This is a genomic window from Streptomyces sp. ISL-1 (assembly GCF_018614585.1).
GTDB classification, from domain to species: domain Bacteria; phylum Actinomycetota; class Actinomycetes; order Streptomycetales; family Streptomycetaceae; genus Streptomyces; species Streptomyces maoxianensis.
Genome location: NZ_JAGGOI010000077.1, coordinates 1 through 26,195, shown reverse-complemented (window position 1 = coordinate 26,195; position 26,195 = coordinate 1). Strand labels below are relative to the sequence as shown.

Sequence of the window (26,195 nt, the reverse complement as noted above, 5' to 3'; positions counted from 1 at the left end):
CACACTCCGGGGGTCACCTCAGCACGTCGTGTCCGCTTCGACGCGGACGTCGCGTCCCGCATGTGCGGATGCTGCCGGGTGGAAACCGTCACCGCAGACAACACTCTGGCGGATGTCCTCGTCGACCTCGTTTCACTCTGCGAGGTTCTCGCCGAAGAGGCCGAGGAAGCAGAGAACCGGGAAGAACCCGACTACGTACCGGACTTCCTGGGGCCGAACTTCAACTGGGATCACTGGCGGACTCTGCAGACTGAGCTGTCGCAGACCGCACACAGCCTGCAGGCGCACCCCTGGCTGCACGACTGGGCCCGCTCCACGCTGGAACGCGCCGTCGCCTGTGTGGAACGCCGGTGTAGAGAACAACAGAGCATCATCAACACGGCCACACTCCACCAGGCCACCGTCGAACTGCAGCAGGTTGGAGCCACCACGCAGTCGGCGCGAATCTGGCAGGAGTGGCGACATCGGCAGGACTCGAGCGACAGCACCGGCCCGGACTATGTCGCCTACGGCCTCAGTGCCCGGCGTCAGTTCTCCGACGGGGACACCGTCCACGTCGGCGCGGAGGCCGTGGAGGTCAGCGTGCGGCTTCCTCCCCTCGGAAGCGACTCAGACGCGTTCACCGTGGTGGAACCCCTGTCGCTGTGGGAGACCACGGCGATCGTGGCCTACACGACATCCGCCGACTGGATCCGGGGCATCGTCACCCTGGCCGCGCCGCCCATCATCGCGCAGGAGCTGCTGAACCCGGCCAGGGCACTCGACATCTTCCACCACCCGTCCGGTGCAGGCCGCAAGTCACAACTGCCCCCGGCCCAATGACGCGGTCGGCCCACCCAGAGGCAATCCGCGGAGCAGCCGCCGTCGTGCGGTCGCCTGCGGCCGCATGGGCAGCAGCACCGCCGGCCCGGCAGAGCTGGGGACGACACAGTCGCCTGCGCCGATGTTTCTGCACGCCGCCGACCAGACTCCCGCGCCGTCTGTACGCCGCGGCGCCGGATTGGGAGCATGACGGGATATGCCTGGCAGGTGAGGGGTGGTTGCGTGGGGGCGGACGAGATCAGGTCTCAGGGATTCAGCCTGAATGAGCTGTTCCGCGATGTGACGTACGAGATCGACTACTACCAGCGTGACTACACCTGGGGTGACGAAGAAGTCCGCACCCTGCTGCGGGACTTGTGTGATTCGTTCAAGCATTGGTTGGGCGACTCCGCGTACCGGCGCCGCCCCCACACCGCGCCGCAGTACTTCCTCGGCCCCTTCGTCTACCACGAGCCGTCGAAAAAGCGCCGCTTCCTCGTCGACGGTCAGCAGCGCTTCGTCACTTTGCACCTGCTCTTTTTGCAGCTGAGACTGTCGGCCCAGGAAGCCGGTGATACCCACACGGTCGACCAACTCAACCGTGTCATCACGACCGACGGGAAGCACTTCAGCGTCGGCATCACCGACCACGACCCCGTCCTGCAAGCCGTCAGCGAGGGCCGCAGATACGAGGCCGGCGCGGGGGACTCCCTCTCCCGCCGCAACCTGTGGGCACGCGGCCAGCAGATCGAATCCCAGCTCGCCGAGGAACTCGACGCCGAGAAACTCCACCCCTTCACCGAATGGCTCCTGACACGCGTGGTCCTGGTGGGCATCCGCGCGGCAGGCCCCGACCACGGCTACCGCATGTTCGAGACGATGAATGACCGCGGCGCCCGCCTCACTACCGTCGACCTCCTCAAGAGCCATCTGCTGTCCAACGTCGGCTCCGCTGAAGATCAGCTGAATACCCAGTGGCAGGAGATGCTGCGGGAACTCTCCACCGACCGCGATGACCCCCAGGCGGCATCCCGCTTCATCAAGGCATACCTCCTTGCCCGCTGCGCGCGCGAGGACTGCGACGAGGACCGCCGCCAGATCACCACCAACCTCAACGTGTGGGTACGCCACAACGCGGAGTACCTCGGCCTGACCCCGGGACGCCCCGACCACTTCCTCAACTTCGTGCAGAATCTACTGAAGACGGCCCGTCTGTACAGGCCCGTCCTCGCCGCCACCCGCACCCTGAAGATGGACGGCGACCGCCTGGAGACGGTGCTGTTCAACGAGCGCAACGGCCTCGGCGTCCAGTCCGTCGCCGTGCTCGCTGCCATCGCACCCGACGACCGGCCCACCGACGCCAAGGACAAGGGCCGCCTTGTCGCCTCCTACATCGACCGCTGGTACGCCCTGCGGATCCTGCAGGATCTGCCCGTCCAGTCCGCCGACGCCGACGCCCTGGTCCACGCCGAGCTCGTCCCCCTCCTGCGCGGCTGCCGCACCGTCGCCGACGTCGCCTCCACACTGGGCGACCTCGCCCAGCAAAACGGGAACCCGGTGCGCGAAGCAATCACCCTGGGCCTGCGAGGCAACAACGCCCATCAGATCCGCTATCTCCTCGCTCGCGCCACCGCTTACGCCGACGAGGCCTGCAAAAAGCCCTTCGACATCCTCGCCTACCTCGACCGCGACCAGTTCCACATAGAACACCTGTGGGCCAACCACCACCATCGCGTCGCCGGTGACATCCCTGACCCGGTCGTCTTCCGCAGCCGCCGTAACCAACTCGGTGGCCTCGGCCTGCTGAGGGGCCGAGAGAACTCCAGCATCAATGACCTCCCCTTCCGCGACAAGAACCGCCTCTACGCCCGGAACAACGTCCTCCTGGGCGTCATGGCCCCTGAATACGATCACCGCAACCCTGAGCTGCGCGACTTCATCAAGGCACACCAACTCGACAAGCACATGCGGGCCTTCGGGCCGAGTGAGACCATGACCACGGTCATCGAGACCCGGCAGGAGCTGTATCTGCGCCTGTTCGAATGCATCTGGAAACCCGAACGCTTGGGGTTGCCCGTCTCTGCTGCCGTTGCACCTCCGCAACGCGATGCCGGCCAGCCGGTCGCCCGTCCGCGCCAGGCCCCTCCGCGGCGCAGAGCGGCTTCTGGTCGACGCACCGACGTGGCCAGGATGATCGACGCCCAAGTTCTGACAGCCGACACCCGGATCGTGCTCACCTACCGCGCCACCGAGCACTGGGCCACCATCGATGCGAACGGCGGCATCATCCTCGCTGCGACCGGAGGCACACCCTACGGCCGGGTCGACGAGGCCGGGGCCGTCGCCCGGGGCACCAAGACCTGCCAGGGCATGAACGAATGGCACATCGAAGACGAGAACGGAGTACGCGTCAGCCTGCGAACCATCCGTGACCGCGCGGCGGCGGCCGGCGCGCTGTAGCCGGTCAGGCAGGTCTGTCGGCGGTTGTCCCGATCCCGGTCAGCGAAGTGAGCGAGGGATCGTTTCGGCAGAGTATGACCTGGCATGGCGAGCAAGACGGTCGAGGCTGTGCTGTTTCCGGGGATCGATGTGCGGGTGGAGCGCGTCAGCGACTCCTCCGACGTCCTTGTGGTGGACGCGGTGTCCACCGCGCGCCCGGGCCGGTACCCGGACTGCCGGAAACAGGTGAGGCGCAGACACAGCACGTACCAACGTGCCTTGGAAGAAAGGCCGTTGGGGTCTCGCCGGGTCGTAGTCCGGCTGCGGGTCCGCCGGTACTTCTGTGACCGGAAGAGCTGTTCCCGCAAGACGTTCGTCGAGCAGGTGCCGGGATTGTCCGAGCGGCACCGCCGCTCCAGCACCGGCTGACCGGCTGGCTGCGGCCGATCTGACGGAGGCGCTGGAGAAGGTGTCGGCGACACGGTCACCTGACCGTGTCGCTGTACGTCAGCAGTACATGGGCCGGGCGATCCCCGGTTCGTGGGCATCGAGGCCCCAGCGGTGACCCGCTGGGCCACCGCCCGCGGCGACCTGCACTGGGCCAACCTCACAACGCCTCTGCGGAACCTGGATCGGGAGGGCTGGGGCACTGCCCCGGAGGGGTTCGACGTCGCCACGCTCTACGCCTACACGCTGCTCCAGCCGGATGTCGCGGCCCGTGTCCGCGAGGCCTTCCCCACCCTGGCCAGCCCGGCCGGACTCGCCGCCGAAGCGACCGTGCGCGCCCAGCTGCCGCAGACCGTGGCCCGCGGCGACAACCTCGCCCTCAAAGGCCAACTGCGGAACTGGTCCGAGGAACTGCGCAGCCGCTGACCGGTGCGACTCGCCCAGCCTCTCGTACAGGCGCTGAAGCCGGTTCTGCGGGCAGCCAGGCGAGGGCGGCCTCGCCCGTTACCGGAGTCCAGTTCACGCGCACGCGAGGTTGTCGGGGATGTTGGTCATGCCGCGTTGGGTGATCACGTAGATTCCCGATCCTGGTGCGGCTTCGACCGAGTCGAACTTGAGCAGTTCGATGTCTACGTAGGGCGGCCAGCTTGTGGATGTCTCGGACCACCACAGCCCGTCCAGTTTGACGCCTGCCAGGTCCGCCCGGCGCAGGTCTGCGCCGATGAAGTCGTCCAGGAGGCTCAGGAGCGTCTCGTAGTCCGGGCAGAGGCTGTCGCTGAGACCAAGGAGGGCGACGACCTCTGTGGTCAGGGACCGCAGCAGGTCCTGAGCCCGTGCGAGGGCGCCTTCCAGGGCAAGGGCGTAGTGCGCGCGACCGTGCTCTTCGACGTACTCGAGTACGCACAGCAGGTCATGCGCACACAGGACAGCCTGGGCGGGCAGTGCTTCGGTGTCGCATTCGACAAGGAGTGCACGAGTGCAGTTGACCGCCATCATCCGGTCGGTGTCGAACCGGTGATTCGGGCCGCCGCTCCGCGGTTCACGCAGGCTGCGGGCTTCCTCCTGCTGTGCCAGGTCTCGGGCGCGTACGAGAGAGCGGACCGCCGCATGTGACAGGTGCAGGGCGTGCGCGAGAGGAGAGGTCCGCACAGCCAGACGGGTCTCTACGGACACCGCCTCAAACCACGCGGGGTCCTGGCTCAGTTGTGCCGAAGCGGTTCCCACCGGTACGAACCCGGGAGCATCAACGTTCCCCGCCAGAATGGCCGCTAGCCCTCCCGACAGATCCAGGACACTGGCCAGTCCGGATTCGAGCTGTGCGTGGTCCCTCTCCACCCAGATCTCGCTCAGGCCGGCCTTGAGGTCAAGAACGCCTGCCAGTCCCGTGTCGAACTGCGTGTTCTGCTTTGCCCACCACTGTTCGAACACGTCCGTCATCGGTCTTCACGCTCCTCACGCTGTGCCAGGCGAGCAGCAAGTACGCGGCGGGCCTTGAGGAGGCTGGCGCGTACGGTTTCAGGACTGATGCCCAGCTCCTCGGCGATCTCCGCAGGCGAGTGACCGTCGTATTTCCAGGCCATGATCTGCCGCTGTCGGGGAGGGAGGTCGGCCAGCAACCGCAGAAGGTCCTGCTGCTGCTCCCACTGCGCAGCGGCGTCCGGTGAGGGGAGGAGCGAGGAAGACTCTGGAACCTCCTCACAAAGATCTGCTTCAGCGCGGCTGAGATGCCGGATGAGTTCTCGGGAGGCGACCCGCCGCGCCCAGGCGGGCGGGTTGCTGATCTCAGCCCACTTCCGGAACGCCATGGTCATGGTGTCCTGGGCGATCTCTGCCGCTATCGTCAGGCGCGCTCCCTGCCTGACGAGGAAACCGATCAGCTTGGGCGTGAACTCCCGGTAGAAGGCCTCGAATTCTTCGGTGGAAGGGAAGGCGGAGGCGCTTTGAGTTGACTGTGCCGTGCCCGTGGCTTCCCGCGGCTCACGATCACTCATGCTTGCTGCTCCCGTTCACGATCAGACGAAGCCGGGTTCCGTCCCCACACCGTCCGTCGAACCGCCCTCCACGGGGGAGGGCCTGAGCGATACCAACGAGGTAGGCACCGCGCGCCTGCTCTTGCCGCACACGCCAGCGAAGGCGAAGCCACAAGGCCAACGGGCCGGTGACAAGGCCTGCGACCAGGCCCAGAGTTGAGAAGTCCATACTAGGTAGAGGGCTTTGAGCCGGTGAACGTGAACTGCTCCCACGGATCGCAAGTTGACACCAACCCTCCGCCCGAACCGGCGGGCGTGAGGACGGCACGGCACGGAAACCCGCCTACGGACTGCCCCGTCGGCTGACCGGGGGCGGGCGGGAGCTGCGTGGTGTTTTCACTGGCGAGCTGGACGGTGCCGTTGCGGTGGGCCTCGGCACTGCGGAGGCGATCGAGAGGTGACGGATCGATCAGCAGCTCGCTCTCGCAGACGGCCAGGACTAGGGTGCCCGCGACGATGGCCTCCCACTTTCGTCGCTCATCTCAGGGCCATGAACTCAGCCTTGAACGAGCGAAGCTCCATCATCGGGCTGCCCGCTGGCAGGCCTTCGGTGCGGCCCGCGGCCGGGCGCGCCGTCCGTCACTGCTGACGCTGCCTCAGCAGGAGGCCCACGGTGTACAGCAGCCGTTCGCCGGCGGTATTGACCTGTTCGTCCAGGGTGGGGGAGCGGAAGGCGTCGGCGAGGGACCCGGCCGCCGCCTCGAGACCGGGGCGCTCGGCGAGATAGTCGGCCGTCCAGGCCCGGGCCGCGGCACGCGCTTCTTCCAGGAGCTGCTCACTCACGCCCGCGCGCAGGACGTGCTGTACGGCCAGGCTGATGATCTCGGCGTGGGCGACGACGTGCTCGCACGTCATCGGGGCCCCCACGGGACCCACGGCGCGCACCATCCCGCTGGCGGCGAACACGCTGTCGGGCTCCATCACCTCCCGCACCGCGTCCACCAGTTCGGCCCGCCCTCGTGGGGTCAGGGCCTGGCCGTTGCCCAGGTCGGTGACCAGCCGTACGAGGCGGGTGCGCGCGGTCGGCGTGGCCAGCGGGTGGTCGATCTGTCGCAGCAGTCCCACAGCCCCATCGCGGGCGACGTCCTTGTTGCGCTGGCCGCGCCCGAGCCAGGTGGAAAACGCCCGCTGCGCCTGCTGCACGGCCACGTACTCTTCGCCCCACCACAGCCACAAGGCCAGCGGGATCTGGGCAAGGGAGTTCAGCTTCAGCTCCGGCGACCGGCGGCGCTTGTCGAGCACGATGAGCAGCAGTCTGCGCTGATGGGCGCTGTGCAGGGCCTTGTCGGAGCCGCGGTGCAGGGTGCGTACCTGCGGGCTGCCCAGGATGCCCTTGGCAATCCACGCGCCGACCAGCCGTGCGTTGAAGTCCGCGTGGCCCGCCGCGTGCGCGTCGGCCACCATCTCGTCGATGGTGCCAGGTCCGGTGATGCTCTCCCAGTACTGCACGATCTGGAAAATACAGCGTTTCCGCCCCAGACAGAGCCGCCTTGAGCGTGCGTCAGCCGCACGGTCGCTGCCACGATCGAAAGCACAGGCCACCTGGCAGCCCGCCCGGTCGATAGCCCGCCACCTTTCCCTGTTCCTGGCCGGATTCTGCGCGCCTGCCATCCACCCAGAGAGGACTTCTCCATGAACACAGCAGAGCCCGCGACCCACAACTGCCCCGGCACCTCGCCCGTGCAGTCCGATCCCTGTCAGCGGGGTATGTCCTGGCCACGCCTGATGTCCCTGAGCCTCCTCTCCGGCGCCTTCCGGCACGTCGGATCGCTTCTGGTCGGCTGGGTGCTCGCCCAATGGCACAACTGAATCCCCCGCCCGCCGGATCGTTGCACCCGCCTTCGCCGCCCGGAGACCTTCACCGGCGTCGGCCGCCTGCGCTAGGGCAATCAGCCGGTGCCGCAGAAGCCCGCGCTGCTGGGTGAGCGGACCACACGGACGCCGGGCTCTCGCCGTCGGGCAGCCGCAGGCGCGAACGGGGCCCAGCTGCACGCTGCGGTTCGTTTTAGGGGCCGAGTTGGGCTGTCGCGGCGTCGATCTCTTTCATGGTGATGTTCTCGCTGCCGCTGCGGATCGCGATGACGGCGGCGGTGGAGATGATGTAGGTGAGGGCTTTGAAGTAGCCGCCGGTGCGCCGGTGCAGTTCGACGGCGTGCTTGCTCAGGGCGTGTTCCTCCAGCCGGTACAGGCTCAGGTCGGCCTCGAAGCTCGCCAGTACGCGCCGGAACATCTCCTGTTCCTCGGTCTTGGTGCCCAGGGGCAGGGGGTGCAGCCAGGTCACCGGCAGCAGCGCGGTGGGTGAGGGGGAGACGGGTTCGGCTGGCTGTCCCGCCTGTTCGAGCCGTACCCGGTTCTCCTCGCTGACCCGGGTCAGGTCCCGGGCCAGGATGCGGGCCTGGTGCAGGCGGTGGCTGGCGCCGGTGCCGCAGAAGACGAGCGAGATGCCCAGCTTGTCGCGCAGGTAGTCGAAGTAGGGCAGCACGTTCGCCAGGTGCTGCGGGGAGGCGCGGTCGATGTCGTCGATGAGTAGCAGACGGGTCTGTGCGTTTTCCAGGACGTAGTTGACCGGCAGGCTCACGTCCTGGTGTTTGCGCATTTCCAGGACTTCCTGGAGGTTCTTCGGCTCGGGGTTGAGACCCAGGTAGGAGCCGATCTCCCAGAGCCAGTTCACCCTCGGCTCCGGGTCTGCGGGGGTGGTGATGTGCACCACCGGGATCGTGTTCTTCTGCCTGCCGTTCGTGGCGGCTTCGATCTCCTTCTGGGCGGTGCGTCCAATCGCCCGCAGCAGGCAGGTCTTGCCGGTGCCCGCAGGCCCGTCGATGACATGGTCCATCAGACCCTCACGGCACCCGCTGTTGCGGTGGACCGCCTCGACGACCATGTCCTGCATGTGGGTCATCGCGTCGGTGGGCACCATCCGCAGATGCCGGTGGTAGGCGATGGCCTGTTCGTCTTTCTTCCTGCCCGTGGCGGGACTGCTGCCCACCGCCAGGACGGGCGGCTCCACTGTCTCGTCGACGAAGTGGGTCCAGCCGGTGAGCTGGAACAGCGGCAGAGGCCGCATCGGGGTGTCCTTCAGCTGCTGACGCAGACGGGCTTCACGTTTGTCACGCAGTTCGACGGATGCCTTCATCACGCTTCTCTCTCGTCACGGCCCTGCCCTGCACCGGCGGACCGGCTCCGGACCGGGAAACGGGCCGGCCTGCGGCTGCGCCGTTTACGGCCCCTGCCCCGGTCGCCTACATCTCCCATACGTCGTCCTCGTCACCGTCCGGATCGAGGTCGTCGAGGAGTTCCGCCTCGACGACCTCGTAGGCAGCTGCCGGTGTTCCGGCCGTGGGGGCGTCCGGCGGGCTGCCGTCGCCGTCGTCGGGGAAGAGCGCTGCCAGCGGATGCGGGGCCTGCCCGTTGTCCGACGGCCGGTCCACGCCGCCCGTGCCTGCAGGCAGCGCGGGGGAGAGGGGTGCGGGCGGGGGCGCCAGAGGAGAGATGGGCAGCGCCGGGTAGGGACGCAGCGTCGACAGGTCGAACTCCTCCAGGCCCGCGTAGGGGTCCTGGGAGGGCTGTTCGGTCTCCAACTCCAGCCCCTGGAAGGGCGGTTCGGCTCCGGTGCGCTTGGGTGGCGGCCTGCGACTGCGGCGGCGCCGGTCGCGCTGCGCCAGGGACAGGGCGATCGCCTCCTCGTCCTGCTCGCTGCCGCCGGCCGCACGGTGCCGCTCGGCGTGCTCCTGCCACATGTCCGCGGTCCATGGGTCGGTGAGCAGATGCCGCAGCCGGAAGTCGCACGTCACCCAGGTGTCCGCCGTGTGGTCATACAGCCACACCCGCTCGGGACGGTAGGGGTTGAAGCGGCATTCCCACTTGTCCCCTGCGCCAGGCAGCTTCGAGCCGCCGCGCAGGAGGATCTCCCGGTAGTGCCCGGCGTCCTGCGCGACGGGCTGATAGGTCCGATAGTTGATCATGAAGCCGCCCTTGCCGGGGGTGACCCACCGCGGCAGCAGGAAGAAGCGGTTCTGGGCGGGGGAGAGCGGCACAGCCCGGTAGCCGCTGCGGGCCACCTGGACGGCGTACATGTCGTTGGGCGACAGCACGATGCCGGGCCGGAACGGATCGCGCAGCCCCGCATCGGGGGTCTGCTGATACTCGAGCGCCACCCATTCCTGGGCCATCTGCTGAAGCTCGGCGATCGTGAACAGGGGCATGCGGTCGATGCCGCGGCCGCGTTTTTTGTGGCTGCGGCCCTGCCAGCCGTGCCGCACGTACTGGCTGAAGCGGTGCGCGAGGGTGATGAAGAAGTGCTCGGCGAGCGGCTTGTCGGGCGCGGTCTTCTTGCGCGCCGGGCGGCGGGCGATACGCAGCCGGTCGCAGACCTCGGTGAAATGCTCGCTCGCATAAGGGCTGCCCTGGTCGTAGATGATCAGTTCGGGGCGGATGACCGGGCGGGCGGCGGTGGCCTCGGTGAACCGTTCGTCCGCCGCCTGCAGCGCCCCGAACGGCAGGCTGGAGGTGGCGGCGGCGCTCAGCGGGTCCCAGCCGGGCATCACCGGCCAGGGCGCGAAAGCCTGGGCCAGCATCAGGGTCAGGTCGATCGCCCGGGTCGCCTGGCCTGCCTGTCCGCTCTCGGCGTCCCGGGGACGGCTGGGCGTGATCATCAGCGCGCACATGCTGTGGTTGGCCACATCGATCAGCGCGGTCATCTCCGTGGCGGTGGGCCGGCCGTCGTCGCCGCGGGCCAGGATCCGCAGCGGCGTGGTGTCGGCCTGGGTCACCTGTCCCGGCCGCAGCACGGCCTCGCGCCCGCCGTGGGGCAGAGGCGGGGTGGAGGCCAGGGCCGCACGGGCCCGCGTCGGCTGGCCCAGCACATCGGCCAGGCCGGACTCCTTCATCCGCAGATAGAAGGTGGAACGGGAGGGCAGCAGGGCCGCCACGGCGGCCGGATCGCCGAGTTCCTTGCCGTAGCGCGAGTGCAGCAGGTCCTCGACCTCCTCGCGGATCAGCTCGATGGTCACGTCCGACGCGTGTGCGCGCCGGGCCACCACCTCCTGCATGGCGGCCAGGCACCTCGGATCGGTGAAGCCCCCCGGCCGTCTCTCCCGCGGTCGAGGCAGCAGGACGACCGGGTTCTCCCCGGCCGCTTTCCACGTGCGCCGCTTGTCGGCGAGGGTGTGGGCGGAACAGTGGACGCCGTCGGCCGCGAGCCGCGCCGACATCGCGGTGCACCGTTGGGCCAGCGTCGTCTCCGGCCCGAATCCCCGCTCATGCTCGCTTCGGCCCGGCGCCAGACCGGTATCGATCTCCACCATGCGCGCATGCCACAGCGTGGCGTCATCCTCCCGGCCCTCCTGACGCCCCCATCCGTCAAGAGCAGAGCCGTCCATGACCGGCGTCGTACCGCCGCTGATGACGGCGAAGTCGTCCGCGCCCACCAGCCACCGGTACGACACCGCCCGCGGCGCCTCCCCACCGTCCTGCGGCACCAGCGTGACCTGCGACCCCTGCCACTCCACCACCTCCCACTCGCGCTCCTGCCAGCGCACCCGCGCCCCGATGGACAGCGACCCCGCAAGCCGGCCCTCACCTGTTCCCGCCATCCGCCCCTCCGGTCCTTCAGGCCGTCCAGGCCACGGCATCGGGCAGCAGCGGCTGCGCGATATCGAACAGCAGCCGCCGCTGCCAGAGCATCCGGTAAGCGAGGTCCAGCCCCGCCAGCTCGTCCAGCCCGCTCGCCGCCACCCCCGCCCGCAGACCCGTCGGCTGCCTGAACGCCCCCAGCAGCGCCCGCCCCTGGCCCTCCTCGTCACCCGCGGGGAACCGGTAGCCGGACAGCCATCCCAGATTGCGCCCGCGCAGCCCCGACGGCTCACGCACCTGCCGCGCCCGCCACCCGGCCGCCCGCGCCACCTCTTCAAGCACCTGAAGCCTCGCCGCGGGCAGGCTCTCCTGGCCGGGAGGCTTCAGCACCAGCACCTCACGCACACCATCGGCCGTGCGTGCCAGGAAATCCGGGCGCCACCGGCGAAGGCGGCCTCCCGCCCGCCACCGCAGTTCCACCGGGCCGGCACTGAACGCTGCCCAGGCCGGCTCGAAGTCCAGCTCCACCGCCAGCCGCCACTGCCGCAGGCTGCCGCACACCACGGTCTGCTCCCGGGTCGCCACCGGCCAGTAGGTGATGATGCCCTTGCGGCCCCGATAGGGCACCGGCTCGCTCACCGGCCCGAACTCCTCCAGCACCACCCCCTGAAGCTGCGCCACGCTGCACAAGTGCACCGGCCCGTACGGCTCGCGGTACAAAGCCACGACACGCTGCCCCGCGCCCGGCACCGCCTCGCCTTCCAACAGGTCGCCGGAGGCCTCCACCGCGCTCACGCCGCCCACCCCCTGCCGCGCCGCCGCACGGCCCCGCACACCTGTCCGGCCAGCAGCTCCTCCGGCTCCAGGGTCCCTGACCGTGCGCCAGCCGGCCGACGAAACCGCCCGCAGCCGACTGCCCTCGTACCGGCAGCGGCTGACGGGGGCCGGACAGCCAAACTCCCACCACCTGTTCACCCGCCCTCCTGCCTCTTCCCGGCGACGCCCGCCGCCGCAACAGCCCGGCATCCCCCATGCTGCTCCGCGCCGTGCCGCGAGAACTTCCCCGCCCGCCGGATACGCCTGAAAGGGTGAACAAGTCTGCGATTAAGAGGTCATCTCATTTGGGCTGTTGAGTAGGCTGTCGGTCGTGGTGGGGATCGTTGAGCGGCTGGTGCCGGACGAGTTGTGGGAGCTGTTCCAGCGGGTGGTGCCGGAGGCGCCGTCGCGACCTCAGGGAGGTGGGCGACGCCGACATGGTGACCGGGAGGTGCTGGCTGCGATCGTGTTCGTGGCCACGTCAGGCTGCACGTGGCAACAGTTGCCGTCAGCATCGTTCGGGCCGTCGGGGGCAACGGCCCACCGCCGCTTCTCCGAGTGGACGAAGGCCAGGGTGTGGGCCAAACTTCACCGCCTGGTCCTCGACGAGCTCGGCTCCCGCGGCGAGTTGGACTGGTCCCGCTGTGCGATCGACTCAGTGAACATGCGGGCCCTGAAAAGGGGGACCTGACAGGTCCGAATCCTGTAGATCGGGGCAAGTACGGCTCGAAGATCCACTTGATCACCGAGCGGACCGGTCTGCCCCTGTCCGTCGGAATCTCGGGGGCGAATCTGCACGACAGCCAGGCCCTGATCCCCCTGGTGAGCAAGGGAATCGAGACCTCGCAACGACTGGGCCGCCACCGCTGGACCATCGAACGCACCATGGCCTGGCTCGCAGGGTGTCGACGTCTCCACCGACGCTACGAGCGCAAGCAGAGCACTTCCTCGCCTTCACGAGCATCGCCTGCACCCTCATCTGCTATCGCAGACTCGCCAAATGAGATGACTTCTAAGGACCTCGCGCCTTGAGGCGGCCGTCCGGGGCCGCGCCGAGACCGTCCCCATGGCCCTGACGGAAAGCGGTGACCGCGCGCGCTCGGCACCTGAAGGCGGCCGCCATCCGCAACCCCCTGGCCCGACAGGGGCTCCGCGTGCGCCGCCGGGTTTGTGGTCATGTTGTCAACTGCCTTGGTAACACGGCGTCTTCGGCGCGAGCTGTTTATGGGGCGCCGGTGAGCGGGAGGCCGTCCTCGGGCCGGACAAAGACCACCATGTGGCGGGCCCTGGTGATGGCTACGCGCAGCAGACGGCGGTTGGCCTGTGTCCGCTCGCTGTCCCATTCGGCGTCCAGCAGGCGGCTGTGGTAGGCGCCCTCAACGATGATGACGCCGTCGAATTCCTTGCCTTTGGAGCGGTGCATGCTCATCAGGCTGACCGCGGCTGTGTCCTGCTCGGGCGCCGACAATTGGTCGGCGGCCAAGGCTCGGCGGACGGTTGCGGCGGCGTCGGTGTAGGCGGTGGTCCCGTCCCAGGCTTGGGTCAGGGCCAATGCCAGGACGTCGGTGGCTTTCAGCAGTCGCAGCATCCGCACCTGTTTGAACAGTTCGTTGAGCTCGGCCGAGCCCTGCAGGCGCGACCGGGCTTCTTGCCAGTCGGTGACGGGCTGGCCGATCAGTTCCATGCCCATGTCGTAGGCAGCGATGAGAGTCTTGGCCGTCTTGGAGCGGAGAGGCTTGCCGTCGGCGAACGCTGTGATGGCCCGTTCGACGGTCTGGATCGTTGGGCGAGCACCCTTTGTACCGCGGGTGAACTTGGTGCGGTAGAAGTCGGCCACGGCGTGCAGGGTCCTGGTCACGGCCTCCTGGCGAGCCAGGCCTGGCCACTCCAACAGGGAGGCCACGACGAATCCGGCCGCGGCGGCCAGTTCGGGATCCCAGTGCAGGTCGTGGTCGATGGGAGGCAGTTCGCCGCGGGCGGTCACGTTCTCCACCGAGATCTTCTCGGAGACGCGGCCGACGAGCCCATTGGTGGTGGCCAAGACCGCGACGGTCGCCTCGCGCCCCAACTCCCCCCGGAGATGGTTGCGCAGAGCGAGTATCGCCTGATGTGTGACGACCTCGGCGGGGAGGGCACCGAAGCGCTGCTGGTACGTGAAGGTCTTGACACTTTCAGGCATGGGGGAGGGGGAGTTGCGCAGCACGGCGTTGGCGTACTCGAGCAGTCCGCCTTCGGGACTGCGGTAGTTGTCCTGCGACAGGTCGAAACAGGTGGGCTCAAGGTGCGCCACAGCGTGCGCGATGCGTTCCTCGTCGACGCCCTCGATGTGCCCGTAGATGCGCTGGTCGGGATCGGCCAGGCACATCACGGTGGAGGCCCGGCTGAGTGTCTTGACAGCACGCCACTGATCGATGTTGGTGTCCTGGAACTCGTCGACGATGACCAGCGGGTAGATGCTGCTGTACAGGGCGCGCACGGCGGCGCTGCCCTCCAGGAGCATGGCCGCGGTGGGGGCCAGCTGGTCGAAGACGTACTGGCCCTCGTCGACGGCCATGCGCTCGCACTCGGCGCGCCAGGCGTCCTTGGTCCCGTTGAAGTCGGCGCGCAGCTCCCGCTCCCGGTCGGGGGTGATGAACGAGGAGGGCTGGCCGGTCAGGAGCCGGCCGTGGCTGCGGACCACTTCCAGGAAAAACGCGTGGAAGGTGCGCACTTCCAGCCGGGCGCGGGCGGAACGCGTGAGCAGGCCGCCTGTCCGGTCGGTGATCTGGCGCACCGCCGCACGGGAGAAACTCAAGAACAGCACCCGCTGTTCGGCCTGGAGGTTCTCGAGCGCCTGGCGGGCCTTGAGCAGCGCGATGGTGGTCTTCCCGCAGCCCGGCCCTCCCTCGATCAGCACATGCCCGGTGCAGGCCAGGATCGCCCGACGGGTTTCGTCAAGCTCCATCGGCCTCGTCGCGGCTCGCATCCGGTGCGGTTGCCGGGCGCAGGTCGCTGTCGATCTGCAGCAGGAAGTCGGCGACCGAGGCCGGCAGTTCGGCCCGGCCGGAGCATTCGGCAATGAGGGCCGCCCCGTAGCCATCTCCCTTGCGTGCCTTGAGGACCTGCCAGGCCAGCGTGCGCACTGCGGCGTCGTCCATGCCCTCGCACAGATGGCCGCATTTGTCCGGGTAGTCGGTCCGCCCGGCTACCGAAGTGAGGAAGCGGCGCTGGACGGCGACCGGGATCTCCTCGGTCAGCAGGCCCTCGATGCCCTTGTGCGGGATGACCTTGTACCGGGTGAAGTCAGCCGCCTTGGCGGTGACCTCCTCCGGGAACGGCCGGACCGGGGTGTCGTGGACGCCGTAGACAGGCTTGCCCATGCTGCTGAAGACCGGAGCGAACAACGGCACGCAGTTGTCGCCCTGGGCATCGAAGACGGTGACGCCAGCAAGGTCGAGATGCAGATAATCCACCGCAGGGTCACGCTCCAAGACGTCGGCGACGGCCGGGAAAACGTCCGCCTCGGTAGCCCCCTCAACCACCAGCACGGCTCGGGACAGGACCGCTTCGGCAAACTGCCGACGGTTGTCCCGGTACCGCTTCGCCTTGAAATCTGCGGGCAACACGACAGGAGAACTGCGCAGCACGCCCGCCTCGTCCCGTCCCAGGACCACGATGTGATCCGGTTCGAACTTCTCGATGACATAAGGCGAGTGCGAGGTGACGATGGTCTGACCCATGCGCCCGATGACGGAGTCGACCAGGCGGCGCTGCGCGTGCGGCGGGAGCGCGATCTCGGGCTCCTCCATCGCGAAGATCACCGAGTGGTCGCCCTTGAGTTCGGCGATATAGGTCAGCAAGGCGAATACGAGCAGGTTCAGTGAGCCGGTGCTCAGCCGGTTGAAGGGCACGCCATGGGCGCCGGGCTGGGTGGCGATGAACAGCCGCAGCACCTCCCGCAGATGCTCACGCGTCAGCTCAGAGACGCGCAGATCCACCGGGTCGGGCTCGGTGGCCAGGCTCAAATAGCGTTCCACGCGCTCCCGCACCTCGGTGCGGATCTTCGCGAAGCCGGAGTCCTCGCCAGCCACAGCAACCGCGGCCAGGTCGGTCAGGGCCTTCTCCCACAGCGGTCCGGCCCGTTCGGACTCCAGCCGCACGATGGTGTCCAGCAGCGACCCGCGCTGGAAGGTCAACGCCCTGCTTCCGGTCCGGTTGGGCCGCAGATAGAGGAACCCGCAGAGACGCTTGTCCTCTCTCCTGAAGGGGGCAAGGCCCGCGCCGAGTTCGGCTGCCTCTTCAGTGAGGTCGTCCGGCACGTTCTCGGGGTGGGCGAAGTAGGTGCCGCCAAAGAAGTCGTCCTCCTGCGGGTCGAACCGGCCCAGGAACACCACCGGCAGACACCACTCACCCTCATCGGCCTCCTCCAGGGCGCCCGGAACTACGTCGGCGAAGTCAGCGCGCTCAGCCGACCAGCGCCGCAGATGGGGGCCGAAGCGTCGCTCGGCCTCCGGCGACAGGCCGGTGAGGACGGCCTCCAGCCGAATCTCCGGCAACTGACCGTCCACCGGCTGGTAGCGGGCGCCATGGAAGTCGTACTCGTCGATCACCGGACGGCGGAACATCCGCTCCGGCCCCAGGATGAGTTCCAGCGCCTCGCAGACGGTGGACTTGCCGACGCTGTTGGAGCCCACCAGCAGCGAGTGGCCGTCCAGCAGGACAGTGCCCCGGCTTATGCCGCGGAAGTGCTGCAGTGTCAGCCGCCGTACCTTCACCGTGCACGTCCTCTCACGCATCTCGTCCCGAGCTGCGGCCCCTGCACGGGCGTCTCAACTCCGCGCAGAAGGGCTGTACTGCCCAGTGGGGTATAGGACTTGCCCAGCGCGGTAGTCATTGGTGGGATTGTAGCTTTTCGGCCGAGCTTGCCGATTCGTGCACCCGGATCAGGGTCTTGTCTGCACTGGCGGCATCGGCGCGGCCCAACAACCCCCGTCGGGCCGCACCTTGGGCTGGCAGCCGTGCACCCCGTGTTCGGCGCCTCCACCCTGCTCGGCTTGCCGCACTCCATGCAGGAATGTGCCGCAGCACTATGCGTAATCCACCCCGTGGAGTACGAATAGCCTTTATTCTCCCTGGATAGCGGGCGGGGGACGACGCGGGTGGGGCGGGAGGGGACTGCCATGCGTGATCTTCAGGAGGGCAGGTCTGTACTGTGCCCGGAAGTCCTTCTGGGTGTGGAGCAGGTTCCCCAGGAGAGTCGAGCGCGTATTGCTCGCGAGTTGGAACGCATCATGGAGGCCCGCGGGGGTCTTCTGCACGCCTGCCGTGCCTTCAACGCCCTGTACCTGGGCTACGACCCCACCACGCGCCGCTACGCGGCCGAGCCGGACCCGGATTCTTTCCTTGAGGTACGGGCCTGCGAGGGTCTGCCCGTATTGCCTGCAGGGTCGTTCGTGAGGCTGACGCGCGGCGCACGCGAGGTATGGGGCGAGATCGTCGCCGTGTTCGGGCGGCGCGACGCGGTGGAGCAGGACGGCTGGACCGCTGCTGCGTTATCCGGAGCGCCGGCGGCCAGTGACACCGACGAGCAGCGCTTGTTGATCGACACCAGTGTGTTCGGACCCTTGAGCGCCGACGAAGCGGTAGAGCTCGGAAGATGGCTGCGTCCCGGTGGCGGTCTGGAGCACGGCCACCTGATCGGCGCTGTACCGGCCGCCGTGGGAGAGGTCTCCTCACGTGACCAGATCGGATCGCACGCGGCGTTCCTCTCCGGCGCCGGACGCGGCTTCCTGGAGCTCGGCCCGCTCCCGAGCTGGCTGGACAAGGACGCCGACGCCGAGACCGTCGCCTGGGCTGTACGGTCGGCGACTACCTGCGTGGCGGACATCATGGCCTCCAGCCGGACCATCCGCACCTGGGGCCTGTACGGCCGCCCGGCCTCCGCAGTACAGGACTTCGCCGGCTCGGAGCGAGCACAGGAGCTGCGCAGGTCGGTGTCGCGGCCCGGACCGGGCGGCGCTGCGCGCTACTCGGCGCTTTGGCCGTTGCTGACAGCGCTGGCCGGCGACGCGGAAGACGGACGGCCCCAGCCACTGTCCGGCGTTGCGGGAGCCGCTCAGGTCGTTGACGCCAACCTCGCCCTCGCGGACGCCGTGACCGGCCACCGCTACCGGAGCGGGGTTGACGTCCGTCTCGACGATCGCTGGCTGGAAGGCGGGGTGTGGAGGGCGCAAGCCGAACCGGTCACCGCCCTGCTGGCCGGACTGGATCCGCTGACCCCCGCAGGTATCGGATTCGCGGAGTCCGCGCCCACGGCACAAGACCTGCAGCAAGCGCGCGGTCTGGATGCCGGTGCGAGCCGGGTCCAGGTCGAGCACGTGGACGACGAACTGGTCGTCCTCACCGTCTTTGTGGGAGCCAGGGACTTCGCCGCAGGCAGGCTGGAATTGACACAGCCGGTGAAAAAACTGCTGCCCGAGGGGCAGATGATCCTGCACCTGCACCACGACGGCGAGCACCTCTCGGACGAGGCAGCGCTGCAGCGTGCGCGGCCCGCACATTCCGGCGTCACTGGTGTGACCTGGCCGTCCACCATGTATCCCGGCGTGCGGCTCACCGTCGCGGCAGCAAGGGCTGGACGGCGCCTTGTCGCAACGAGTATGCGGCTTGCCGAGCCTGTGCCGGTCGAGGGGTTCGGGCCGGTCCGCTGGGAGTGCGACTGGACCCTGTTCGCCTACGGCCTGGGCCTGCCTGCCTGGTCGCCGGATACGGCCGCCCCCCAGCGGTGGCAGCCCTCCGTGAACACAGGGGCCTGGCGCCCCGCGGTTGCCGCGCTGGAGCATCTGATCGTCGAGGCACTCAAACGAGACGGAACCATCGGTCCGGCCGGCAGCCGTAGCCTCCATGGCCGTCGCCTGACGGCCTCGCTGTTCGGTGCTGATATGTGCACTGTTGCACTGCTGTGGACGGTCATCCACACCTGCGAGGACATGGCCGTTCTGGGCCTGCTCACGCAGACGGCGTCCAACGCCGGCGAGCCCGATGTCTTCACCTGGTGGCCTGATACTCCCGAGGCATGGGAGGCGCGAAAAGTCGCGGAATGGGGTGGTGACGGCCTTCCCGAGACCGCGATGAACCGGCACTGGGTCAGGCCCCGCGAGCGTCGTCTGCCCAGTGGGCAACGGGCCTCGCCAGAATCCCGTGCCGCATACGCACGCTGGCGCCTCGACGTGGAAGGCCGTGACGCCGAGACCGAGCTGCCACCCGGCACGACGTTCGTCCACGGACACCTGCGTGGCACCGGCCCAGGCCAGCCCTGGCACCGCCACCTCACCCAGCACGAGCAACAGGAAAGGCGCAGCGCGAACGGATGACACGAACCAAGATGACGGTGAAGCAGCGCGGCTCGTATGTGGAAGCGCCCGCAGCGCTACGAGAACAGGTAAGCATCAGTCTGGCCAGCCTCGGTGACCCTCTGGGCGACGTCTTCGCCGTCGTGGACGAGGCCCAGCTGAACGACCTGCTCAACCGGGTGGGCAGGACGAAGCGAACTCAACTGCTTCAGATGCTGCGTGTTCCGGCTATGGGCAAGCTCACGCCCACGATCAGTCGGCATGCTTTGACACAGCTGTGTTCCCAGCGTTCCTCCAAATACCGACCTCTCGAGGCCAGGATCCTGGGCGGCCCTCTCTTCGAAGGCCTTTCACAGGCGAGGCGACAGTGGTCGGAAGGACACCGCGACGGCGTCCTCGAAGGCATCCTCGAGCAGTCCCCCCGCGCGGAACTGCTCTTGGCCGCGATTGCCTTCTGGGAGTCAGACCCTGGCCAGGCCCGTGTTCTGGCGTGGGCACTACGCAACCGGGCCTTGCCGTCCTGGCCCGCCGAGCACGTGTCACGCCTTGCGGATGACTGCGACCGCTTCGCTCAGAAATGGGCCGAACGGCACCTCGCGCACACCGCTGCCCTGAATGCCTCGCTGGCCGACCACGAAGACGAAGACGAGACCGACGAAAACGCATCGCATGTCTCGGTGGAATCAGTTGCGCAGTGCGACGAGATCGCGGAGCGTCTGCAACAACTCTTCGCCCGTGCTGCCGCTGACCTCAGGCAAGCCGCTGAACGCGTAGCGGCAGGGGCACTGCCCGATCCCGGAGCATGGGAGGCAGCCCAAGAACTACTCACGTATCTGCCGGCCGTTCGATCCGCTCTGGCCCGAGTCAGCGACCAGCCTATCGGCGAGGTACCGGAGGACCACCGGGCCCTGGCGGCACTCTTGCGCGAGCGCAGTCGGAAACTCGACCGCCGCACACAATGGCTGCCCGCACTCAAGACAGCAAGCCAAGCAGCAACACCGCACGAGAGGGCGGTCGTTGGGGAGCTGCGCCAGCAAGCGGCACGGCTCATCGAAGCAGAAGAGTGGGACGACAGCGACGCACAACTGGCGGCGCTGTTGGCCGACATCGTCGCGCTCGCAGATGCCGTCGCACACGATGACGACTCCCGTGCCGAACACCTCGACAGCAGATTGCGCACCGCCCTGTCCGATCGCCTGCGCCCCGTCTTGCTGCCACTCCTGCGGGGCAAGATCACCTTCCCCCAGGACACATCTGCTGCCGCGCCACCACCGCCTGCGGACTCCCCCCGACCGTCACAGGACCCAGGGGATCCCACGCCCACGCAGGACAAGGCCCTCCCGGCTGGCAATGACGCTTCCACCACCGCCGACGGCACCGAGGCCACGCACCCGGCAGCGCAATCCGCCGGCGACGAAGAGCCCGCTGCCTCCCACATCCCCGTTCCCGGCCAGCGGGGCCAGACGGAGAAGGCACCCAGCGACGGTGCGCAACAAACACTGCAGGCCACCCACACGGGAACCACAGCCCTCCACACCCAGGAGCCAGCCTCCACCACACCGCCCGCTCCCGCACCGCTGCTTCCCGATGCCGCGACGGCGCCAGCCGCGGCCGACGATCACGCGGACCCCTCGCACAGCACCGTCGCCCACTTGCTCCAGGCCCACGAACCAGCCCTGGCCTACCACGTCGCACAGATCACCCACCAGACTGAGCTCGCCACCAGTCTCAAGCTGCACGTCCTGTCAACCGCGATGCGCACCGCGACCGGCCCATGCGCCGAAGCAGTCCACACCGAGATCGCTCATCTCGCCGGCCGCACCATGCCGGAAGCCGTTCCGGGCCGCCTTCTGCTCGCTACCGCCCTCTTCCGCGCCTGCCTCGTCTCCGCGGATCCGGCAGCCGGCGAACTCCTGCGCCCGCTGGCCCAGTCGCTGCACACGATGCCGTCCTTCCGCACCACCTTGACCGCCACTGCCGAGGCGTGTGCCCGCGGTCAACTCGGCTTTCACTCCATCACCTCCAGCAATACCGACGACCCCAGTAACACCGACGACCCCAGTGATAACGAAGCGAACGTGGACGTCACCTCCGTCTGCGCCCTCGCCCGTGAGCACCTCGCCGAACCGCGCAGCCTCCATTTTCCCCGCGCCAACGACATCGTCCGTGAGTGGTGGAGCGAACACGGCCCCATCGGCCACATCCTGCACGCTGTGGCACGAGACGACCGACCCCGCCTGGACGCAGTGCAAGCCGAACTCGTGGCCTTGCGCAAGCCCGACGTCCTGGAACGGCGACTGACCGCTACCGACCAGCAGAAGAGAAACAACAAGGCCCGTCTCCAGGGCGCCGCCAGGCGGCGCATCCTCCAGTACGCACACGAATCCCTCGACGTCGCACACACCTGGCTGACATCCGTCCAAAGTCTGGAATCTTTCCAGCCGCCGCCGGTCTTCTCCCACCTCGCCCAGCGCGTCAAAGACCACGGCACCGGCATGAAGACGGAGCTGGCAGCCGCCGAAGAGGAACCGGACCCCCTGCTGTCCGCCACGGCAGCCCTATGCGCACAAGCCATGCAGACCAGCATCGGCTTCCTGCGCACCGGCAGACTCTCCGGCGCCGAACCCACCGTCACAACCGCACTCAACGCCGACTTGCTGCGCTGTGCGGTCCTGGACTTCGACATCGAGCTGAATCCCTTGCGCCGCGTCACCATCGACGACGTACGCATCGCGCAGCGAACCGACTGGGAAACAGCAGCACGCCAGCATGCTGCCGCGGAGAACTACGCCACGGCGCGAACCACCCTGGAAATGCTCGAATCACATGCCGGCAGTAGCGAATCCGTAGGCAAGCTGAGCGAAGAGCAACACCGACTACTGCCGGAGAGCAGGAAGAACGTCACCACACTGCACCGCGACGTCACCCACCACGCGGAGACGGCTGCCCGGCTCGGCCAGCTGCCCGAACCCGGGCGTTCCCACGTCATGGCGCGCCTGGAATCAGCCAAACGAGCACTCCACGAAGACAACCTCGGCACCATTCGACATGAGTGCGAGGGCATTGTCGATCAGCTCAACACCCTGTCGGAGCAGGCCAAAAACGCCTTCCGCGCCGCAGCAACCCAACAACTGAACCACTCAGATGCACGTGCCGACCTGGCAGACGAAATTCGAACGCTGATCGCCAGCGGAGATCTCGCCACGGCCGAGGAGTTCCTCATCGCTGCCCGCGACGGCATCAGCCCGCCCACTGCAAACGTGGTCGCCGACTTCGACGCCTTCTTTCCCGCTGTCCACGATGCCCTCCCGTCAGGAATCACGCCGGAACTGATCAAGGACGCTGGCAACGGGGCACAGCGTGAAGCCCTCGACTTCTCCGCACTGACGCCCGCCCAGCGTTCCCAGGCCGCGAACGCACTCGCTGCCCTGCAGCAGCTCCACGCTCAGTGGAACACGCTGCGCCCCAAGGCCAAATTCCAGCACCTGAAGCCAGTCCTGCGGCTGGCAGGCATCGAATACGACCAGGAACGCACGACTGAACTGCCCAACCTTGCCAACCGGCAGTGGTTTGACCTCACTGAGGTCAAACTTGTCGGCCCCGCGAAACTGCCGCAGTTCGGTTCAGGAGCCGACGGCCGACTACGGGTGATGATCACCCGGTCAGTCTCAGATGCCCGGACGCTCATGGGCTGGATCGAACAGGACGTCAGCCAGCTGCCGGTCCTGATTGTCATCGCATCGGCCCTGAGTGCAACACAGCGCCGTGCCCTGGCCCACGAATGCGTCAGTCGCCGCGACAAGCCGATCCTCGTGCTGGACGCCTGCGCGGTGGCTTTCCTCGCAGCCCGGGGCACCGGCCTGTTCGCCACCACCGAGCACATCCTCGCGCCCTTCAGCTCCGTCACACCCTATTTCCCCGAAGCCAGCGACACCCTGCCCACCGAAATGTTCTACGGCCGCAGCGAGGAGCTGTCCGCAGTCCTCGACCCGCAGGGCTCAAGCTTCGTCTACGGCGGCCGCAGACTCGGAAAATCAGCGCTGCTCAAGGCCGCAGCCTCCCGCTACCGGCAGACCAGGCACCAGGTAAGCCTGTACATTCCCCTCCCCTCCGGCATGGGCCTGACCCCCGAGGTGCTGTGGGACCTGCTGGGCAGCAGTCTGGAGCAGTCCGGCATTGCCGAGCGCCGCAAGCACCGGGCGAGCGGGATGCGCCAAGTGGAGGCGGACATCAATGCCTGGCTCGAGCAGGACAGGGCGCGCAAGCTCCTCATCCTGTTCGACGAATGCGACGAGTTCTTCGACGGCGATGCCCGCAAGGGCTTCGTCCACACATCCGCCCTGCGCAACCTCATGAGCGCCAGTGGCCGCCGCTTCAAGCCCGTCTTCGCAGGCCTGCACCAAGTCCAGCGGTTCGCCGCTCTGCCGAACCAGCCGCTCGCCAGCGCCCACTTCGGTGAACCCCTCGTCATCGGACCGCTCAGCCCCGCCGCCGCGTACCGCCTCCTCCAAGAGCCCATGCAGGCACTAGGAATCCGCTTCCACAGCGACATGCTCATCCACCGAGCTCTGGCCTACGCGAACTACCACCCAAAGATCATCCAGAACATCGGACTCGCCCTCGTCCACGAGACCCACCATCACCGCACTCCCGCCGACAGCCCAACATGGACCATCGATGAGGAGATGTTGGAACGGGTCATCGGATCGGAGGCACTCGCCAAGAACATCCGAGACACCGTACGGCTCACCCTTCACCTCGACCCCCGGTACAAACTCATCGCCCTGGTGGTGGCACTCCACGCCCACCGCAAAAGCGTGGACGAACCGATCGCAGGCCGAGCACTGCGCGCGGAATGCACCGAATGGTGGCCCCACGCCCTCGCTGCCACCACACCAGACGAATACCGCGCCCTGCTGGAAGAAATGACCGGTCTTGGCGTGCTCACCTCCGACGACACCGGCTGGCGGCTTCGGTCCTCCAACGTTCTGCGCCTCTTGGGGACCCCGACGAGCATCGAGGAGGAACTCTCCGTCCAGGAGAGCAATGCGGTCACGACCCTGTCCGCGACCCACGGCCGACGTCCCCTGCCGCCCAAGGCCCGGATCAGTCCGCTGACCGAAGCCCAGATCGCCGACCTCACCACCCGACGCAACGGTGTACGGATTGTTCTGGGGACCCGCGCACTGGGCCTGGACGACGTCCGCGGTGCCCTTGAGAGTCAGCAGGAGCGCATCGCGGGCCGTCTTGCTCCCCTCATCGCCCCCACGACTCCGGCGGGCTACAGGAAGCAACTGCAGACAGGTGCTCCAGGACGCCAGCACCGCATCATCCTCAGCGACATGCGCCCCTTCGGCCGCGAAGCCCTCCGCCTGGCACTGGACCAGGCCATCACCCTCCAACCCCAAGAAGGCGTCACCCGCTGCGTCGTCGCCCTGGTCGACTCCTCGAACACGGACCACATGCGTGAGCTGAACGGCGCCGACGAGGAGAGCATGGTCTTCCTGAAACTGGCCACCGCAGATGGTCTACGTAGCTGGACATCGGAGCAGGATGCGATGGCACCGTATTCGGACACGGCCTGGCGTGACGCACTCCTGAAGGCCACCGGAGGGTGGCCCAGCCTTCTTAACCACGTCCTTCAGATAGCCAATCGCGGCCACACGCCCTCCAAGGCACTCGCCCAGCTCAAGGCCGATCTCGACAACGCTGCGGGGGCGTCGCTCATGGACGACTCAGGCCTGGCTTCTGCCGTCGATTTGCATCCCCTGCTCCAGCAGCTCGTTGAATTCGACGCCCCGCTGCCGTTGGAAGACCTCAACGAACTGCTTCAGCCCGAACATCCAGAGGCCATCCATCTCCTTACCTGCCTGCACCGCATGAATGTGCTTGTGGACACCGGTCAGCAAGAACTCATTGTCGAGCCCGTCCTGGCCGCTATCTGGAGGAGGCAGGGCCTCCAATAATCGGAACGGCGGGCGAGGGTTCCCAGGTAGAGCACCGTCGACGCGGACGGTGAACCTGAGACGTGAGCGTCACCATGTGCTCGTGAAGCAAAACGAGCTCGGCGAGGACTGGCATTCCTCAGCTGGGACCCCTGCACGGGTGGTGCTCGGCACCGGAGTTGTCGCGCCTCGTCGTCGACTCGAGTGTGAGCGGCTGCTGTCCCACACCCGGGCTGGACCGATGGGGACGGGCCCGGCGAACGTGCGAGTGGCACGGGCCCGGCCCTCGGAATGCTCCACCCGTCCTGTTGAGGTGAGGCACAGTCAGCCTATGAACGATTCATCCATCGCGCGAGCTGAAGAGAACCGGCCCGGTCTTGTCCCGCCGGCCCAGCAACCTGGTGCAGCAGCAGACCTCGCGCCGGACGTTGTCCCCGAAGGACGGCAGCCAGCGGCTCCGTCCGGCTGTCAGAACTCGTCGTCGCCGGGGTCGGTGAGGAGGCCGAGGGCCTCGTCGTAGCGCAGCGGCGTGTGGATGTAGCTGTGTTTCACCTGCCACCCTGCGCGCAGCACGGTCTTGACGGGGGCGGACACGAGCATGCCGGTCAGGACGCCTTCGTTGCTGCCGGTGGGCACGATCTGGCGCTGTTCCACCAGAGGAGCCATGACCATCAGACAGTGGCCCCAGTTTGGAGTGTAGTGGTGCCACGGCGCCAACTCCGGGGGAAGTTGGCCGGGATACGGCCGGCCGTCCAGAGCGATCCTCTGCAATTCGAGCTCGCGCCGGACGATCTGTCAATCCCCAGATTTCGTAG

At 67.8% G+C, this 26,195-nt stretch carries 16 protein-coding genes and 1 pseudogene; 8 read left to right on the top strand and 9 right to left on the bottom strand.

Annotated features, from left to right (window positions below; all coding sequences use genetic code 11):
- The 4 genes from J7E87_RS34415 to J7E87_RS34395 form a co-directional block, all read left to right on the top strand.
- Positions 1-822: hypothetical protein (locus J7E87_RS34415; RefSeq protein ID WP_215098592.1), on the top strand; the 822-nt coding region annotated here is incomplete at its 5' end.
- Between the two features lie 222 nt (positions 823-1,044).
- Positions 1,045-3,261 carry a DUF262 domain-containing protein gene (locus J7E87_RS34405; RefSeq protein ID WP_215098591.1) on the top strand — a complete coding sequence of 739 codons (2,217 nt, stop codon included), beginning with the start codon at positions 1,045-1,047 and terminating at the stop codon, positions 3,259-3,261.
- An 84-nt stretch (positions 3,262-3,345) separates the two neighbouring features.
- A complete protein-coding gene (locus J7E87_RS34400; RefSeq protein ID WP_215098594.1) occupies positions 3,346-3,669 on the top strand; it encodes a hypothetical protein in 324 nt (107 codons plus the stop codon).
- A 111-nt stretch (positions 3,670-3,780) separates the two neighbouring features.
- On the top strand, positions 3,781-4,113 hold the full coding sequence (locus J7E87_RS34395) for a hypothetical protein (protein ID WP_251018428.1): 333 nt from the start codon (positions 3,781-3,783) through the stop codon (positions 4,111-4,113).
- A 93-nt stretch (positions 4,114-4,206) separates the two neighbouring features.
- Here the strand turns inward: J7E87_RS34395 and J7E87_RS34390 are convergent, their stop codons facing one another.
- The 3 genes from J7E87_RS34390 to J7E87_RS34380 form a co-directional block, all read right to left on the bottom strand.
- Entirely contained in the window at positions 4,207-5,124 is a 918-nt protein-coding gene (locus J7E87_RS34390) for a hypothetical protein (RefSeq protein WP_215098590.1), read from the bottom strand.
- On the bottom strand, positions 5,121-5,678 hold the full coding sequence (locus J7E87_RS34385) for an RNA polymerase sigma factor (RefSeq protein WP_215098589.1): 558 nt from the start codon (positions 5,676-5,678) through the stop codon (positions 5,121-5,123). Before J7E87_RS34385 ends, J7E87_RS34390 begins: the two co-directional genes overlap by 4 nt.
- 618 nt (positions 5,679-6,296) lie before the next feature.
- Complete coding sequence (locus tag J7E87_RS34380) at positions 6,297-7,166, bottom strand: hypothetical protein (protein ID WP_215098588.1); 870 nt, start codon at positions 7,164-7,166, stop codon at positions 6,297-6,299.
- A 183-nt stretch (positions 7,167-7,349) separates the two neighbouring features.
- Here J7E87_RS34380 and J7E87_RS34375 point away from each other — a divergent pair, with 183 nt between their 5' ends.
- Positions 7,350-7,526: a hypothetical protein gene (locus J7E87_RS34375; protein ID WP_215098587.1), complete on the top strand. Its 177-nt coding sequence runs from the start codon at positions 7,350-7,352 to the stop codon at positions 7,524-7,526.
- Positions 7,527-7,722: 196 nt separating this feature from the next.
- On the opposite strand, the gene J7E87_RS34370 is transcribed toward J7E87_RS34375, so the two are convergent.
- The 3 genes from J7E87_RS34370 to J7E87_RS34360 all read right to left on the bottom strand — a co-directional run bounded on the left by J7E87_RS34370 (position 7,723) and on the right by J7E87_RS34360 (position 12,083).
- A complete protein-coding gene (locus tag J7E87_RS34370) occupies positions 7,723-8,850 on the bottom strand; it encodes an ATP-binding protein (RefSeq protein ID WP_215098586.1) in 1,128 nt (375 codons plus the stop codon).
- 106 nt (positions 8,851-8,956) lie between these two features.
- A complete protein-coding gene (locus tag J7E87_RS34365) occupies positions 8,957-11,308 on the bottom strand; it encodes a DDE-type integrase/transposase/recombinase (RefSeq protein WP_215098585.1) in 2,352 nt (783 codons plus the stop codon).
- A 16-nt stretch (positions 11,309-11,324) separates the two neighbouring features.
- On the bottom strand, positions 11,325-12,083 hold the full coding sequence (locus J7E87_RS34360) for a TnsA-like heteromeric transposase endonuclease subunit (RefSeq protein ID WP_308313203.1): 759 nt from the start codon (positions 12,081-12,083) through the stop codon (positions 11,325-11,327).
- Between the two features lie 361 nt (positions 12,084-12,444).
- Between J7E87_RS34360 and J7E87_RS34355 the strand changes: the two are divergent.
- A pseudogene (locus J7E87_RS34355) lies at positions 12,445-13,108 on the top strand (IS5 family transposase).
- Positions 13,109-13,326: 218 nt separating this feature from the next.
- Here J7E87_RS34355 and J7E87_RS34350 read toward each other — a convergent pair.
- Positions 13,327-15,048 carry a UvrD-helicase domain-containing protein gene (locus J7E87_RS34350; protein ID WP_215098583.1) on the bottom strand — a complete coding sequence of 574 codons (1,722 nt, stop codon included), beginning with the start codon at positions 15,046-15,048 and terminating at the stop codon, positions 13,327-13,329.
- Positions 15,038-16,858: an ATP-dependent endonuclease gene (locus J7E87_RS34345; RefSeq protein WP_215098582.1), complete on the bottom strand. Its 1,821-nt coding sequence runs from the start codon at positions 16,856-16,858 to the stop codon at positions 15,038-15,040. The genes J7E87_RS34350 and J7E87_RS34345 overlap by 11 nt, the downstream gene beginning before the upstream one ends.
- Before the next feature lie 405 nt (positions 16,859-17,263).
- Between J7E87_RS34345 and J7E87_RS34340 the strand changes: the two genes are divergently transcribed.
- Together J7E87_RS34340 and J7E87_RS34335 are read left to right on the top strand one after the other, a co-directional pair.
- Positions 17,264-19,456, top strand: a complete 2,193-nt coding sequence (locus J7E87_RS34340; RefSeq protein ID WP_215098581.1) for a hypothetical protein — start codon at positions 17,264-17,266, stop codon at positions 19,454-19,456.
- Positions 19,453-25,401 carry a hypothetical protein gene (locus J7E87_RS34335; RefSeq protein ID WP_215098580.1) on the top strand — a complete coding sequence of 1,983 codons (5,949 nt, stop codon included), beginning with the start codon at positions 19,453-19,455 and terminating at the stop codon, positions 25,399-25,401. The genes J7E87_RS34340 and J7E87_RS34335 overlap by 4 nt, the downstream gene beginning before the upstream one ends.
- A gap of 447 nt (positions 25,402-25,848) precedes the next feature.
- Here J7E87_RS34335 and J7E87_RS34330 read toward each other — a convergent pair whose 3' ends face one another.
- Positions 25,849-26,046, bottom strand: a complete 198-nt coding sequence (locus J7E87_RS34330; RefSeq protein WP_215098579.1) for a hypothetical protein — start codon at positions 26,044-26,046, stop codon at positions 25,849-25,851.
- Positions 26,047-26,195 lie beyond the last annotated feature (149 nt).

What these genes read in the sequence shown, in the direction of transcription:
- J7E87_RS34400 (WP_215098594.1), top strand. Translation starts at nt 3,346, where the DNA reads ATGGCGAGCAAGACGGTCGAGGCTGTGCTGTTTCCGGGGATCGATGTG.
- J7E87_RS34390 (WP_215098590.1), bottom strand. Translation starts at nt 5,124, where the DNA reads ATGACGGACGTGTTCGAACAGTGGTGGGCAAAGCAGAACACGCAGTTC.
- J7E87_RS34385 (WP_215098589.1), bottom strand. Translation starts at nt 5,678, where the DNA reads ATGAGTGATCGTGAGCCGCGGGAAGCCACGGGCACGGCACAGTCAACT.
- J7E87_RS34375 (WP_215098587.1), top strand. Translation starts at nt 7,350, where the DNA reads ATGAACACAGCAGAGCCCGCGACCCACAACTGCCCCGGCACCTCGCCC.
- J7E87_RS34370 (WP_215098586.1), bottom strand. Translation starts at nt 8,850, where the DNA reads ATGAAGGCATCCGTCGAACTGCGTGACAAACGTGAAGCCCGTCTGCGT.
- J7E87_RS34365 (WP_215098585.1), bottom strand. Translation starts at nt 11,308, where the DNA reads ATGGCGGGAACAGGTGAGGGCCGGCTTGCGGGGTCGCTGTCCATCGGG.
- J7E87_RS34350 (WP_215098583.1), bottom strand. Translation starts at nt 15,048, where the DNA reads ATGGAGCTTGACGAAACCCGTCGGGCGATCCTGGCCTGCACCGGGCAT.
- J7E87_RS34340 (WP_215098581.1), top strand. Translation starts at nt 17,264, where the DNA reads ATGCGTGATCTTCAGGAGGGCAGGTCTGTACTGTGCCCGGAAGTCCTT.
- J7E87_RS34335 (WP_215098580.1), top strand. Translation starts at nt 19,453, where the DNA reads ATGACACGAACCAAGATGACGGTGAAGCAGCGCGGCTCGTATGTGGAA.
- J7E87_RS34330 (WP_215098579.1), bottom strand. Translation starts at nt 26,046, where the DNA reads ATGGCTCCTCTGGTGGAACAGCGCCAGATCGTGCCCACCGGCAGCAAC.